We start from the raw sequence: 12,621 nt of genomic DNA, 5'->3' as shown, positions 1-12,621 counted from the left end.
ACGTAATGCGCGCCAGTATACGCAGGCTACCCAAGTAGTTCATCCTCGAACCTTATGGGTGCCCGCGAGTCCAACCGGCACCTTTGTGAATGATGGCGTGATGATGCTGCGAGTTCTAGCCTTGAGCCTTACCCTGTTTACCGGCTTTGCCCAGGCCACTGTCCTGCAACGCCCGATCACTCTGGATACCGGCACCGGCGAGCTTTTCGGCTCGCTGTTGCTGCCAAAATCCGAGACCCCGGTGCCGGTTGTCCTGATCATTTCCGGCTCCGGTCCTACGGATCGTGACGGAAATAACCCCGATGGCGGACGCAACGACAGCCTCAAGCGGCTGGCCTGGGTGCTGGCCAAACACAACATCGCCAGCGTGCGTTATGACAAGCGCGGCGTGGCGGCAAGTCTTGCGGCGACCCCGGACGAGCGCAATCTGTCGGTGGAAGCCTATGTGGCCGACGCCGAGGCCTGGGGCCGCAAGCTCAAATCCGATCCGCGCTTTGGCCAGCTGATTCTGTTGGGCCACAGCGAAGGCGCCTTGATTGCCAGCCTCGCGGCACCGAGCGTCGAAGCCGCAGCGGTCATCTCCATGTCCGGCAGCGCCCGGCCGATCGATGAGGTGTTGCGTCAACAATTGAGCAATCGCCTGCCACCGCCGCTGATGCTGCGCAGCAATGAACTGCTCGACAGCCTCAAGGCCGGCAAAACCGACGACAACGTGCCACCGCAGTTGCAGGTGATCTTCCGCCCGAGTGTGCAGCCATATCTGATTTCGTTGTTCCGTCAGGATCCGGCGGCGGCGTTCAGCAAATTGAAAATGCCGGCGCTGATCATCCAGGGCAGCAACGACATCCAGGTCGGCGTCGGTGACGCCCGAATGCTCAAGGCCGCCAAGCCTGACGCCGAACTGGCGCTGATCGAAGGCATGAACCACGTCATGCGCATCGTGCCCAACGACGTGAAACGGCAAATGGCCTCGTACAAGGATCCACAATTGCCCCTGGCCGCCGAACTTGGTGCACGAATCCTCGGGTTTATTGACGGACTTCGCACCAGTTAGCCACTACTAACCCTCCAGTCCTGAAAAAAACGGCCGATAAGCCTTTGTCGCCAGCGCTATGACTGGCGACAAGCAGAGCTTGGACAGGATCTCGCCGTTATGACTGATACCCAGACTTCACCCGACACGACCGCTGAAAAAGACGCACCGCCAGCGGTCGAGCTGCCGTGGGCGGACGTCCACGTCGAGCACCACAAGATGCTCCGTCTGGCGCCGCTGCAGACCGACCGCAACACCGGTGGGCGACCATTGCGCTTCGTCGAATTCGGTTACGCCGACCGCAATAGCAAGGAATACAGCCTGATGCGTATGAGCATCAAGTTGCCTGGCCAGCGCGTGCGCAAAGAGCAGAATCACCTGGACGTGTGGGTCAATCACACCACCAAACGTGTGCATTTCGAGCCCGATAGCGGCTTGCAGATTGAACCGATCAACCGTGGCATCGGCCGGTTCATGGCCGCCCAAGGGATCACTTGGGCGAAGAAGCGTTGGCCCGGCTACACGGTCGACGGCACCGATCTGAACAATAAAGATGCGTTGAACGAAGACACCCGCCTGCGCCGCGATCACTTTCTGAAGGCCCATGGGTTTGAAGTGGTCTACGCCGACGCCCAGCATTTGAAAGGCAGCGTCAAAGAAGTAAAGGTCGAAGACCTTGTGGGTGACTGGAACAGCGAAAAGCTGCAACTGGTGGAAATCCTTGAAGCCGCGCAGATGCTTCAGCAGGCCGAGCAGAATCTGGCCGAGCAGGAAGTGAAGCTGAAGAAGCACGAAGAGAAGGTCAGCAAGTACAAGCGTGAAGACGCCGGGCTGCGCTTTACCATCACGTGTCTGGTGGCGTTTGCGGTGTTTCAGGCGGGGTTGTTGATCTGGATTGCTACGCACCGCTGATTGCTTTTGGTGGCGAGGGGATTTATCCCCGTTGGACTGCGTAGCAGTCCCTCTTTTGGGGGCCGCTTCGCAGCCCAACGGGGATAAATCCCCTCGCCACAAAAGCCAATTCAGTCAGACGCGGGAAGCGAACAGGGCCTGATGATCGCGGCACTGCTCTGCGCTCAACATGAACACACCATGCCCGCCGCGTTCGAAATCGAGCCAGGCGAAGTCGACTTCCGGGTACAACGCCTCGACGTGAACCTGGCTGTTGCCCACTTCAACAATCAGCAAGCCCTTCTCGGTCAAATGATCTGCCGCCTCGGCGAGCATCCGTCGTACCAGGTTCAAACCATCATCACCGCAGGCCAGGCCTAGCTCGGGTTCGTGCTGATATTCGTCCGGCATGTCGGCGAAATCTTCCGCATCGACGTAGGGCGGGTTCGACACGATCAGGTCGAAACGCTGACCCGGCAAGCCGTCAAACCCATCACCCTGAACGGTGTACACCCGCTCATCAACGCCATGGCGCTCGATGTTCTGGTTAGCCACTTCGAGCGCTTCGAACGACAGATCGGCCAGCACCACTTCGGCGTTCTGGAATTCGTATGCGCAGGCGATGCCGATGCAGCCGGAACCGGTGCACAGGTCCAGAATCCGCGCAGGCTCGGCACCCAGCCAGGGTTCAAAGCGTTTTTCGATCAGCTCGCCAATCGGTGAACGCGGGATCAGCACGCGCTCGTCGACGATGAACGACATGCCGCAAAACCACGCTTCGCCCAGCAGGTAAGCAGTCGGGATGCGCTCCTCGATGCGACGTTTGAGCAGGCGTTGCAGGTTGACCAACTCGTTCTCTTCCAGATTGCAGTCGAGGTAGCTGTCGGCGATTTCCCACGGCAGGTGCAAGGCACCCAACACCAGTTGACGGGCTTCGTCCCAGGCGTTGTCGGTCCCATGGCCGAAAAACAGATCCTCCCCATGGAAGTGGCTGACGGCCCAACGGATATGGTCACGCAGGGTACGAAGGCGGGAAGTGATCACGGGGGTAAACTCCAGAAAAAACGACTGGCGATTCTAACAGCCAAAACGCGCCACGACGACGCGGGAAAACAGCGGATCGGATGTAGGACGCATCCATTTTTGCTGTTGGCTATTGAACAAAACCTGCATCTTGACAAGGCTGCACGCCAGCAACGACGGCGTCTACGATAGTAGCGATTCACAGAACCGCTCAGCCAGAGGACAATGTCGCAAAAGCCCCACTCCAAGGAGCCCCAGAATGTCCGTTCCACAAACGATGTTTCAACTCAGCGGTCGCGGTTACCCGGCGGCCAAACTGAGCCAAGCGACCCTCATCATCATCGATGCCCAGAAAGAATACCTCAGCGGCCCGCTGGCCCTGAGCGGCATGGATGCTGCCGTCGCGAACATCAAGCAACTGGTCGCCGCTGCCCGTGCAGCCGGTCGTCCGATCGTGCATGTACGCCATCTCGGCACTGTCGGCGGGCTGTTCGATCCACAGGGCGAACGCGGTGAGTTCATCCCGGGCCTGGAGCCACAGGCGGACGAAACCATTATCGGCAAACTGCTGCCGAGTGCGTTTCACGGCACCGAATTGCTGGAACGCTTGCAGAACCTGGGTTCCCTGGACCTGATCGTGTGCGGCTTCATGAGCCACTCCAGTGTCAGCACTACCGTGCGTGCAGCGAAGAACCTGGGCTTTCGCTGCACCCTGGTTGAAGACGCCTGCGCGACGCGCGATTTGCCCTACAAAGGTGGTGTACTCACGGCCGAGCACGTTCAACAGACCGAAATGGCGATCATGGCGGACAACTTCGCCACCCTCGCACTGACTCACGAACTGATTTGATCGGCTTCGAAGAGCGGTCAATACCGCCGCTCATCCGCAAAAGCCTCTCATTTGCTGCAATTGACTTAGCCTCAGGAACAACCCGGACAACTCCCGGTCGAAGGGCCGATACCCATTGAGGAAGGTCGGAATGAAGTTATCCGATGGTTTTGATGCACGCCGCTTGCGGCCCAAGGGCCAACGCAACTGGCGTTTTCGATTCGGCGCAGCTTTTGCTGCCTTGCTGGCGACGTGCGGTGTGTTGCTGGCCATGGCCGGTGCCGCCAGTCTGCTGGGCCGTCCCCCGGCCCTGGGCGAGTTGAATGCCAGCCCGCTGGGCTCGGCGATCATTCTGGCGGTTGGCCTGTTCGTGCTTTATATCGGGGTGTGGCTGTGGCGTCGCTGCCGTCGCCGCTCGCGCCAGTCGCGAGAGCTGAACATGTCCCCGCACCTGATGAAAAAACACGATTGAATCAAAGGCCCGGCGCTCAGGCGGGCCTCAATTGTTATGGATAGCGCCTCGACTTGGGTAAACTGGCCGCCCTTCGCGGAGGCTGACATGCAAGACGACGATTTTTCCCTGTTCAAAAGTGCGATCCAAGGCGTCAAGCCGATCAAGCACGATCGCGCCGAAACCGGCAAACCCAAGGCCGACCGTGCGCAAATCGCCAAGCTACGCCAGGCCGCGACCGTTCGCACCGATGCCACCACCGTTGATGGTCTGTCTGACCAGTTCGTGATCGATGTCGGTCCGGAAGACGAACTGATGTGGGCCCGCGACGGTGTTCAGGAAAGCCAGATGCGCAAGCTCAAGATCGGACAGATCCCGTTCGAAGGCAGCCTCGACCTGCATGGCATGAACGTGGAGAAAGCCCGGGAAACCCTCTGGGCATTCCTGGCCGAAGCGACCAAATTCGAAATCCGCTGCGTGCGTGTCACCCACGGCAAGGCCGTGCGTCTGGACGGCAAGCGGCCGATGATCAAAAGCCACGTCAACACCTGGTTGCGTCAGCATTCACAGGTGCTCGGCTTCACCTCGTGCCAACCGAAACACGGCGGTGCCGGAGCGGTTTATGTGATGCTCAAACGGACCATGATGGAAGGTCGTGACGAGTAAAGCTGTCGCTTCACGCTTGCAGCGCCGTGTTTGCCACCGTACCCTTGCCCTTTGCGAAAATCCCCACAGGTAGTTTCATGTCCCTGGAACAGAATTACACCGCGATTCTCGGCCAATTGGGCGAGGACGTCTCCCGCGAGGGCCTGCTCGACACGCCAAAGCGTGCCGCCAAAGCCATGCAGTACCTTTGCCGCGGCTATGAACAGACACTGGAAGAAGTCACCAACGGTGCCTTGTTCAGCTCCGACAACAGCGAAATGGTGCTGGTCAAGGACATCGAGCTCTACTCGTTGTGCGAACACCACCTGCTGCCGTTCATCGGCAAGGCGCACGTTGCGTACATCCCGAGCGGCAAAGTGTTGGGCCTGTCGAAAGTCGCGCGGATCGTCGATATGTACGCCCGCCGCCTGCAGATCCAGGAAAACCTCAGCCGCCAGATCGCCGATGCGGTCCAGCAAGTCACCGGCGCCCTGGGCGTTGCAGTGGTGATCGAGGCCAAGCACATGTGCATGATGATGCGCGGTGTGGAGAAACAGAATTCGTCGATGATCACGTCGGTGATGCTGGGTGAGTTCCGCGAAAACGCGGCGACCCGCAGCGAGTTTCTCAGCCTGATCAAGTAATTTGTTACACGAAGAAAACCGGCATTCATCGCCGGTTTTTTTTCGCCCGAGAAAAATCAGGTAAGCTGCGCGCCTTCCGTTCGCCCTGTGAGGCTTATTCCGTGTTCGTAAAAGCGCTTCGTGTCGGCCTTGGCCAACTGATCATCTTCATCGACTTCATCACCCGTCCAGGCAAAAAGCAGCGCCCTGCCGCCGCTCAGGCCCAGGTCGAAACGGCCGCCAAGGACCTGACGTTGTATCAGTTCCACGCCTGCCCGTTCTGCGTGAAAACCCGCCGCACGCTGCGTCGCCTGAATGTGCCGGTGGCATTGCGCGATGCGAAAAACAACGAACAGGATCGCCAGACCCTGCTGGAGCAAGGCGGCAAGATCAAGGTGCCATGCCTGCGCATTGAAGAGAATGGGCAAACCACCTGGATGTATGAGTCCAAGGCGATTATTGATTATCTGGATAAGCGGTTCGCAGCGGCCTGATGGTTTTGTGGTGATTTGACTGACGCCATCGCGGGCAAGCCCGCTCCCACAGTGATCTGTGGTGCACACAAAACCTGTGGGAGCGGGCTTCCTCGCGATGAGGCCCGCACCAACACTGCAAATCCCGAACAGAGAAAACCGGCCGATCGCCGGTTTTTTTTCGCCCGCACACCGGCGATAGACGGCTCGCGAAAGCCTCCCTCCCGGCGATATATCCCTATTGCCAAACTTTTCGTCTACAAAACCAAAAACATTATTTGCTTTATTTGTATACAAAAGCATAATCCACTTCGTGCGAGTTTCTGACCAGCCGGTCAACAAATCGCAAGTGCCTCAAAGGGCCGCTGCCACCCTCATGGGTCCGGCCCTGGAAATAAAAATAAAACTCTTGAGGAGTATTCGCTGTGGAAAGCCGCAAATCCGAAGCCCCGACGCTGGAACTCTCGCCGCCGTTACGCAATGGCTGGCTGGAGCGCATCTTCAAACTCAGCTTGCATGGCACCACGGTGAAGACCGAGCTGATTGCCGGTCTGACAACCTTCATCACCATGGCGTACATCATCTTCGTCAACCCCAACATCATGGCCGACGCCGGGATCGATCACGGTGCCGCGTTCGTCGCGACCTGCATCGCTGCTGCCCTGGGTTGCCTGTTGATGGGCCTTTACGCCAACTGGCCGGTCGGCCTCGCGCCTGGCATGGGTTTGAACGCGTTCTTCACCTACACCGTGGTCGGCACCATGGGCTACAACTGGGAAACCGCCCTTGGCGCGGTGTTTGTTTCCGGTGTGTTGTTCATGTTCCTGACCTTTTCGCGGATTCGCGAATGGCTGCTCAACAGCATTCCAGTGAGCTTGCGTTATGCCATGGGCGCCGGCGTAGGTCTGTTCCTGGGGTTGATCGGCCTGAAAACCGCCGGCATCGTCGTCGATAGCCCGGCCACCCTGATCAAACTCGGCTCTCTGCGCGAACCCGGCCCGCTGCTGGCCGCCATCTGCTTCCTGATGATAGCCGTGCTCAGCTACCACAAAGTGTTCGGCGCAATCCTCATCAGCATCATCACCGTGACCCTCGCGGGCTGGGGCCTGGGCCTTGTCCACTACGAAGGCATCATGTCTGCCCCGCCGAGCCTGGCGCCGACCTGGATGGCCATGAATGTTGCCGGCGTATTCAACGTCAGCATGATCAGCGTGGTGCTGGCCTTCCTGTTCGTGCACATGTTCGACACCGCCGGCACCCTGATGGGCGTCGCCCAGCGCGCCAACCTGGTGAACGCTGACGGCCGCATCGAAAACCTCTCCCGCGCCATGAAAGCCGACAGTGCGTCCAGCGTGTTTGGTGCGGTGGTGGGTGTTCCTCCCGTCACCAGCTACGTGGAAAGTGCCGCGGGTGTAGCGGCGGGTGGTCGGACTGGTCTTACCGCCGTGACCGTAGGTGTGCTATTTATTGCGGCAATGTTTTTCGCACCGCTGGCTGGCATGATTCCCGCTTACGCCACCGCCGGTGCGCTGATTTATGTGGCGATGCTGATGATGGGCGGTATGGCGCACATCGAGTGGGACGAAGCGACCGACAGCATTCCGGCGATCGTCACCGCGATCATGATGCCGCTGACCTTCTCGGTCGCCGACGGCATCGCGCTGGGTTTTATCACGTACGTGGTGCTGAAGGCTTTCACCGGTAAGCACAAGGAAATCTCCGTCAGTCTGTGGGTGCTGTGCGCGATCTTCATCGCCAAGTTCATTTTCTTGTAAGCCGTCCACGTTTCAAAAACAGTGTTTCAAAACAGCCTCACCCCGGCGGGTGGGGCTTTTGCACAAATGGAGGAAAGTGATGAGTCTGGAAACCTGGCTGCTGTTCAGCGCCGCTGCGCTGGTGGTGATCCTGATCCCGGGGCCCCTGTCTTTGCTGATGATCAGCAACAGTCTGAATTACGGTTTGCGCCGTTCTTACCCGGCGTTTCTGGGCGGCGTGTTTGCTTCGATCTGCCTGTTAAGCGCTTCCGCACTTGGCTTGGGTGCGTTGCTGCTGGCATCGGAACAGCTGTTCAGCGCGCTGAAAATCGTCGGCGCCCTGTACCTGTTCTACCTCGCCTGGCAGAGCTGGCAGCAATCGCGGCTGCCCTCGGTCGGCGCTGAAGTGCCCCAGGCTGCGCCAGTGCCACGCTTTCGCGCACTGTTCGGGCGCGCGTTTGTGCTGGGTGCGAGCAATCCGAAAGACATTCTGTTCTTCGCCGCGTTCCTCCCGCAGTTTTTGAGTGCCGAGCAACCCTTCCTGCCGCAGTTGCTGGTGATGATTGCGACGTGGACCGTGCTGGATCTGCTGTGCAAGTTGGCTTATGGGCTGGGTGCGCATGGTGCGGCGCGGTATTTGCGCAGTGGCAAGGGGCAGAGTTGGTTTAATCGGGTGAGTGCGGGGTTGTTCAGTGGTGCCGGTGCGGCTTCGTTGTTGAGCCGCTAAAGTCTAAAGCATCGCTAGCAGGCTAGCTCCCACATTGGATTTGCGGCGTTCGCAAGCCTCCTGTGGGTGCTAGCCTGCTAGCGATTACGCCTGCACGGACGCCACGTTTCACCAGGCAAAAAAAAGCCCGCAGTGTGAGCGGGCGAAAGACCAAAGAAGCTATATGCGCAGTCGCTTCCAGGTTGAGGCAGCTGCTTGGGGGATCAGCTGCCGCGGTACGTGGAATAGCTGTACGGCGAAATCAGCAACGGCACATGGTAGTGATCCTGTTCCGCAGAGATGCCAAACCGCAGCACCACCACATCCAGAAACGCCGGCTCCGGCAGCTGAACGCCACGGGCGCGGTAGTAATCGCCCGCATGAAACTGAACCTGATAGACCCCGGAACGGTAGTCATCGCCTTGCAGCAACGGTGCATCGACACGGCCGTCGCTGTTGGTGATCGCGCTGGCGACCAATTCCAGCTGCGAGCCTTCAACGCGGTACAACTCGACCTTGATCGAGCTGCCCGGGCAACCGTGTGCAGCGTCCAAAACGTGTGTAGTCAAACGTCCCATTGATTCTGCGCGCCTGCTGCATGGAGCAGTCAGACCTCGCGCCTCCCGAAGTCAGTTGAAAAGGAGACCGCACCGATTCGGAGCACGAAACGCTGCGGCGAGCGATTGATTAAGACACTTTTAAGAAAAATTGTACACAATAAAAACGACATTTTTAGCGCTACCCTTGCCATTCATGGAAATTCGGAAAATCTAACGCCAAACCATACGTTCAAAGGATCTTCCCTCCATAAGCTGACCATTCAGGCAGGTTTCTTGCAATAACATGAACAAATGACAGCTCATCAAAAATGCAAAAAATCAGGCTTACAAAGTGAACATAAAGTTGTATACAATCAGCCCATCGCTGTGACGCCAGCCTGACTTCCCATCTGCAGGCACGCCACACAACCTGTCAACGAATAAGAAGGAAGACTGCAGTGAGCGCTGACTACCCACGCGACCTGATCGGTTACGGCAGTAACCCTCCTCACCCACACTGGCCGGGCAATGCCCGCATAGCCCTGTCGTTCGTGCTCAATTACGAAGAAGGCGGCGAGCGCAACATCCTGCACGGCGATAAAGAATCCGAAGCCTTCCTGTCGGAGATGGTCTCGGCGCAGCCGCTGCAGGGCGAGCGCAACATGAGCATGGAATCGCTTTACGAGTATGGCAGCCGAGCCGGCGTCTGGCGGATTCTGAAACTGTTCAAGGAATTCGACATTCCGCTGACCATCTTCGCCGTGGCCATGGCCGCCCAGCGTCACCCGGATGTGATCCGCGCGATGGTCGAGGCCGGCCACGAAATCTGCAGCCACGGTTATCGCTGGATCGACTACCAGTACATGGACGAAGCGCAGGAACGCGAGCACATGCTCGAAGCGATCCGCATCCTCACCGAAATCACCGGCGAGCGCCCACTGGGCTGGTACACCGGCCGCACCGGCCCGAACACCCGTCGCCTGGTGATGGAAGAAGGCGGTTTCCTCTACGACTGCGACACCTACGACGACGACCTGCCCTACTGGGAACCGAACAACCCGACCGGCAAGCCGCACCTGGTGATCCCGTACACGCTGGACACCAACGACATGCGCTTCACCCAGGTCCAGGGTTTCAACAAGGGCGACGACTTCTTTGAATACCTCAAAGACGCCTTCGACGTGCTGTATGCCGAAGGCGCCGATGCACCGAAAATGCTGTCGATCGGCCTGCACTGCCGACTGATCGGCCGTCCGGCGCGTCTGGCCTCGCTCAAACGCTTTATCGAATACGCTAAAAGTCATGAACAGGTGTGGTTTAGCCGTCGCGTCGACATCGCTCGCCACTGGCACGAAACCCACCCGTACCAAGAGGCTGCCAAATGAGCACCTTTCAAACGCTGAAACCCTCGACCCTGGCCCGCGACGCGTTTGTCGCCGCTTTCGCCGACATCTACGAACATTCGCCATGGGTGGCCGAGAAGGCCTTCGATTTGGGCCAGGACGCGTCGATCGACGAGATCGAAACCCTGCACCAGCGCATGAGCGACATCCTGTTGAGCGCCGATCAGCAAAGCCAACTGGCACTGATCAATGCTCACCCGGACCTGGCCGGCAAAGCCGCCGTCCAGGGCCAACTGACCGAAGCCAGTACGAATGAACAGGCTGGCGCCGGTATTCACCAATGCACGGCCGAAGAGTTTTCTCGCTTCACCGAGCTGAACGACGCCTACAAGGCCAAGTTCAAGTTTCCCTTCATCATGGCGGTAAAAGGCAGCAACCGGCATCAGATCCTCGCGGCGTTCGAAACGCGCATTCACAACTCGGCAGACACCGAATTCAAATGCGCGCTGGCGGAGATCAACAAGATCGCCTTGTTCCGTTTACTGACCCTATAGCGAGCCTGGCCCGAGAAACCTCATGAACGCTTGCGTTTCCCAGGGCCCTGCAAGCATCCCAAGCCAACTTATTAAAGGCAGACAAGAAGAATGAAAGCTTACGCCGTACCTTTCGAGAAGTTCGTCAACCTGGCCGACGCCCGTCTGGGCACCAAAATCATCTCGGTCACCGATGACTGGTTCGCTGATGCCAACCGCCTGTTCCAGCCGACTCCGGCTGTGTGGAAAGAAGGCGTGTTCGATGACAACGGCAAGTGGATGGACGGCTGGGAGTCGCGCCGCAAGCGCTTCGAAGGCTACGACAGCGCGGTGATCCGCCTGGGCGTACCGGGTTCGATCAAAGGCGTGGACATCGACACTTCATTCTTCACCGGCAACTTCCCGCCATCGGCGTCCCTGGAGGCCTGCTTCCTGGCTTCGGGTGAGCCGGACGACAACACCCAGTGGACTGAAGTGCTGTCGGCCGTCGAGCTGCAAGGCAACAGCCATCACTACCACGAAATCAGCAACGAACAGGCGTTCAGCCATCTGCGCTTCAACATCTATCCGGATGGTGGCGTGGCCCGTCTGCGTGTGTACGGCATTCCGTTCCGCGACTGGTCCGCTGTCGGCGACAACGAGCAGGTTGACCTGGCTGCAGCCCTCAACGGTGGCCGCGCCCTCGCCTGCTCCGACGAACACTTCGGCCGCATGAGCAACATCCTCAACCCGGGCCGTGGCATCAACATGGGCGACGGTTGGGAAACTGCACGTCGTCGCACGCCAGGCAATGACTGGGTCATCGTCGCGCTGGGGCATGCCGGCGAGATCGAAAAAGTCATCGTCGACACCCTGCACTTCAAGGGCAACTACCCGGACACCTGCTCAATCCAGGGCGCGTTTGTGAAGGGCGGCACCGACAGCCAGATCGAAACCCAATCGCTGTTCTGGCGCGAATTGCTGCCGGCGCAGAAACTGGAAATGCACGCCGAACACACCTTCGCCGAGCAGATCAAGGCGCTGGGTCCGATCACCCACATCCGCCTGAACGTGTTCCCGGATGGTGGTGTTAGCCGCCTGCGGGTATTGGGCAAGGTCGCTAAATAAGCGCCGAACCCAATCGCCAGCAGGCTGGCTCCCACAGGGGAATGCATTCCAAATGTGGGAGCTAGCCTGCTAGCGATAGCAATAGAACAAACAACACAGAACTCAAGGTAAGAAGACCAGCATGCGCACACTGACGATTGAACCGCTGACCAAAGAAGCCTTCGCCCCTTTCGGTGACGTGATCGAAACCGACGGCAGCGATCACTTCATGATCAACAACGGTTCGACCATGCGCTTCCATAAACTGGCGACGGTGCAAACCGCCACGCCAGAGGACAACGCGATCATCAGCATCTTCCGCGCCGACGCGCAGGACATGCCGCTGACCGTCTGCATGCTGGAGCGTCACCCGCTGGGCAGCCAGGCTTTCATTCCGCTGCTCGGCAACCCCTTTCTGATCGTGGTCGCGCCACTTGGCGATGAACCTGTATCAGGCTTGGTCCGCGCCTTCGTCACCAACGGCAGGCAGGGCATTAATTACCATCGCGGCGTTTGGCACCATCCGGTGCTGACGATCGAAAAGCGGGATGACTTCCTGGTGGTTGATCGCAGTGGCACAGGCAATAACTGCGATGAGCATTTTTTCAAAGAGGATGAGCGTTTGATCCTTGCCCCCCACCAATAAGAGAAGGTCTGATCACTCGACAACAGAGTGACAGGCGAGAGGTAAA

At 58.7% G+C, this 12,621-nt stretch carries 14 protein-coding genes and 1 pseudogene; 13 read left to right on the top strand and 2 right to left on the bottom strand.

Annotated elements, in window-relative coordinates; genetic code table 11:
• Positions 1-54 precede the first annotated feature (54 nt).
• Positions 55-1,054 (top strand): annotated as a pseudogene (locus DJ564_RS10100) (alpha/beta hydrolase).
• A 99-nt stretch (positions 1,055-1,153) separates the two neighbouring features.
• Positions 1,154-1,945: a hypothetical protein gene (locus tag DJ564_RS10095; protein ID WP_109628754.1), complete on the top strand. Its 792-nt coding sequence runs from the start codon at positions 1,154-1,156 to the stop codon at positions 1,943-1,945.
• A gap of 114 nt (positions 1,946-2,059) precedes the next feature.
• Here DJ564_RS10095 and prmB read toward each other — a convergent pair whose 3' ends face one another.
• Complete coding sequence (prmB, locus tag DJ564_RS10090) at positions 2,060-2,968, bottom strand: 50S ribosomal protein L3 N(5)-glutamine methyltransferase (RefSeq protein ID WP_109628753.1); 909 nt, start codon at positions 2,966-2,968, stop codon at positions 2,060-2,062.
• Between the two features lie 238 nt (positions 2,969-3,206).
• Between prmB and DJ564_RS10085 the strand changes: the two genes are divergently transcribed.
• From DJ564_RS10085 to DJ564_RS10055, 7 genes are all read left to right on the top strand, one after another.
• Complete coding sequence (locus DJ564_RS10085; protein WP_109628751.1) at positions 3,207-3,797, top strand: cysteine hydrolase family protein; 591 nt, start codon at positions 3,207-3,209, stop codon at positions 3,795-3,797.
• Positions 3,798-3,927: 130 nt separating this feature from the next.
• Complete coding sequence (locus tag DJ564_RS10080) at positions 3,928-4,248, top strand: hypothetical protein (RefSeq protein WP_010456650.1); 321 nt, start codon at positions 3,928-3,930, stop codon at positions 4,246-4,248.
• An 87-nt stretch (positions 4,249-4,335) separates the two neighbouring features.
• Positions 4,336-4,893, top strand: coding sequence for a Smr/MutS family protein (locus DJ564_RS10075; protein WP_007898817.1), 558 nt, complete (start codon positions 4,336-4,338; stop codon positions 4,891-4,893).
• Positions 4,894-4,970: 77 nt separating this feature from the next.
• On the top strand, positions 4,971-5,516 hold the full coding sequence (folE, locus tag DJ564_RS10070) for a GTP cyclohydrolase I FolE (protein WP_003204506.1): 546 nt from the start codon (positions 4,971-4,973) through the stop codon (positions 5,514-5,516).
• 101 nt (positions 5,517-5,617) lie between these two features.
• The gene (locus tag DJ564_RS10065) at positions 5,618-5,989 is read left to right on the top strand and encodes a glutathione S-transferase N-terminal domain-containing protein (protein WP_109628749.1); all 372 of its coding nucleotides are present in this window, start codon (positions 5,618-5,620) and stop codon (positions 5,987-5,989) included.
• 404 nt (positions 5,990-6,393) lie between these two features.
• Positions 6,394-7,743, top strand: a complete 1,350-nt coding sequence (locus tag DJ564_RS10060; RefSeq protein ID WP_109628747.1) for an NCS2 family permease — start codon at positions 6,394-6,396, stop codon at positions 7,741-7,743.
• 79 nt (positions 7,744-7,822) lie between these two features.
• Positions 7,823-8,449 (top strand): LysE family translocator, encoded by a 627-nt coding sequence (locus DJ564_RS10055; protein ID WP_109628745.1) that lies wholly within the window; start codon positions 7,823-7,825, stop codon positions 8,447-8,449.
• Between the two features lie 203 nt (positions 8,450-8,652).
• On the opposite strand, the gene uraH is transcribed toward DJ564_RS10055, so the two are convergent.
• Positions 8,653-9,006: a hydroxyisourate hydrolase gene (gene uraH, locus DJ564_RS10050; RefSeq protein WP_010456673.1), complete on the bottom strand. Its 354-nt coding sequence runs from the start codon at positions 9,004-9,006 to the stop codon at positions 8,653-8,655.
• Positions 9,007-9,425: 419 nt separating this feature from the next.
• Between uraH and puuE the strand changes: the two genes are divergently transcribed.
• The 4 genes from puuE (at position 9,426) to DJ564_RS10030 (ending at position 12,575) form a co-directional block, all read left to right on the top strand.
• The gene (puuE, locus tag DJ564_RS10045) at positions 9,426-10,352 is read left to right on the top strand and encodes an allantoinase PuuE (protein WP_109628743.1); all 927 of its coding nucleotides are present in this window, start codon (positions 9,426-9,428) and stop codon (positions 10,350-10,352) included.
• Complete coding sequence (gene uraD, locus DJ564_RS10040) at positions 10,349-10,864, top strand: 2-oxo-4-hydroxy-4-carboxy-5-ureidoimidazoline decarboxylase (protein ID WP_109628741.1); 516 nt, start codon at positions 10,349-10,351, stop codon at positions 10,862-10,864. Before puuE ends, uraD begins: the two co-directional genes overlap by 4 nt.
• A gap of 90 nt (positions 10,865-10,954) precedes the next feature.
• Complete coding sequence (gene alc, locus DJ564_RS10035) at positions 10,955-11,950, top strand: allantoicase (RefSeq protein WP_109628739.1); 996 nt, start codon at positions 10,955-10,957, stop codon at positions 11,948-11,950.
• Between the two features lie 121 nt (positions 11,951-12,071).
• On the top strand, positions 12,072-12,575 hold the full coding sequence (locus DJ564_RS10030) for an ureidoglycolate lyase (protein WP_109628737.1): 504 nt from the start codon (positions 12,072-12,074) through the stop codon (positions 12,573-12,575).
• Positions 12,576-12,621 lie beyond the last annotated feature (46 nt).

It is taken from the genome of Pseudomonas sp. 31-12 (genome assembly GCF_003151075.1).
Taxonomy (GTDB): Bacteria; Pseudomonadota; Gammaproteobacteria; order Pseudomonadales; family Pseudomonadaceae; genus Aquipseudomonas.
The sequence above is the reverse complement of the archived record's forward strand: the minus strand, read 5'-3'. Positions and strand labels throughout refer to the sequence as shown.

Excerpts from the sequence above, each read along its gene's own strand:
- DJ564_RS10085 (WP_109628751.1), top strand. The coding sequence starts at position 3,207 with ATGTCCGTTCCACAAACGATGTTTCAACTCAGCGGTCGCGGTTACCCG.
- folE (WP_003204506.1), top strand. The coding sequence starts at position 4,971 with ATGTCCCTGGAACAGAATTACACCGCGATTCTCGGCCAATTGGGCGAG.
- DJ564_RS10075 (WP_007898817.1), top strand. The coding sequence starts at position 4,336 with ATGCAAGACGACGATTTTTCCCTGTTCAAAAGTGCGATCCAAGGCGTC.
- DJ564_RS10080 (WP_010456650.1), top strand. The coding sequence starts at position 3,928 with ATGAAGTTATCCGATGGTTTTGATGCACGCCGCTTGCGGCCCAAGGGC.
- DJ564_RS10055 (WP_109628745.1), top strand. The coding sequence starts at position 7,823 with ATGAGTCTGGAAACCTGGCTGCTGTTCAGCGCCGCTGCGCTGGTGGTG.
- uraH (WP_010456673.1), bottom strand. The coding sequence starts at position 9,006 with ATGGGACGTTTGACTACACACGTTTTGGACGCTGCACACGGTTGCCCG.
- uraD (WP_109628741.1), top strand. The coding sequence starts at position 10,349 with ATGAGCACCTTTCAAACGCTGAAACCCTCGACCCTGGCCCGCGACGCG.
- DJ564_RS10095 (WP_109628754.1), top strand. The coding sequence starts at position 1,154 with ATGACTGATACCCAGACTTCACCCGACACGACCGCTGAAAAAGACGCA.
- DJ564_RS10030 (WP_109628737.1), top strand. The coding sequence starts at position 12,072 with ATGCGCACACTGACGATTGAACCGCTGACCAAAGAAGCCTTCGCCCCT.
- alc (WP_109628739.1), top strand. The coding sequence starts at position 10,955 with ATGAAAGCTTACGCCGTACCTTTCGAGAAGTTCGTCAACCTGGCCGAC.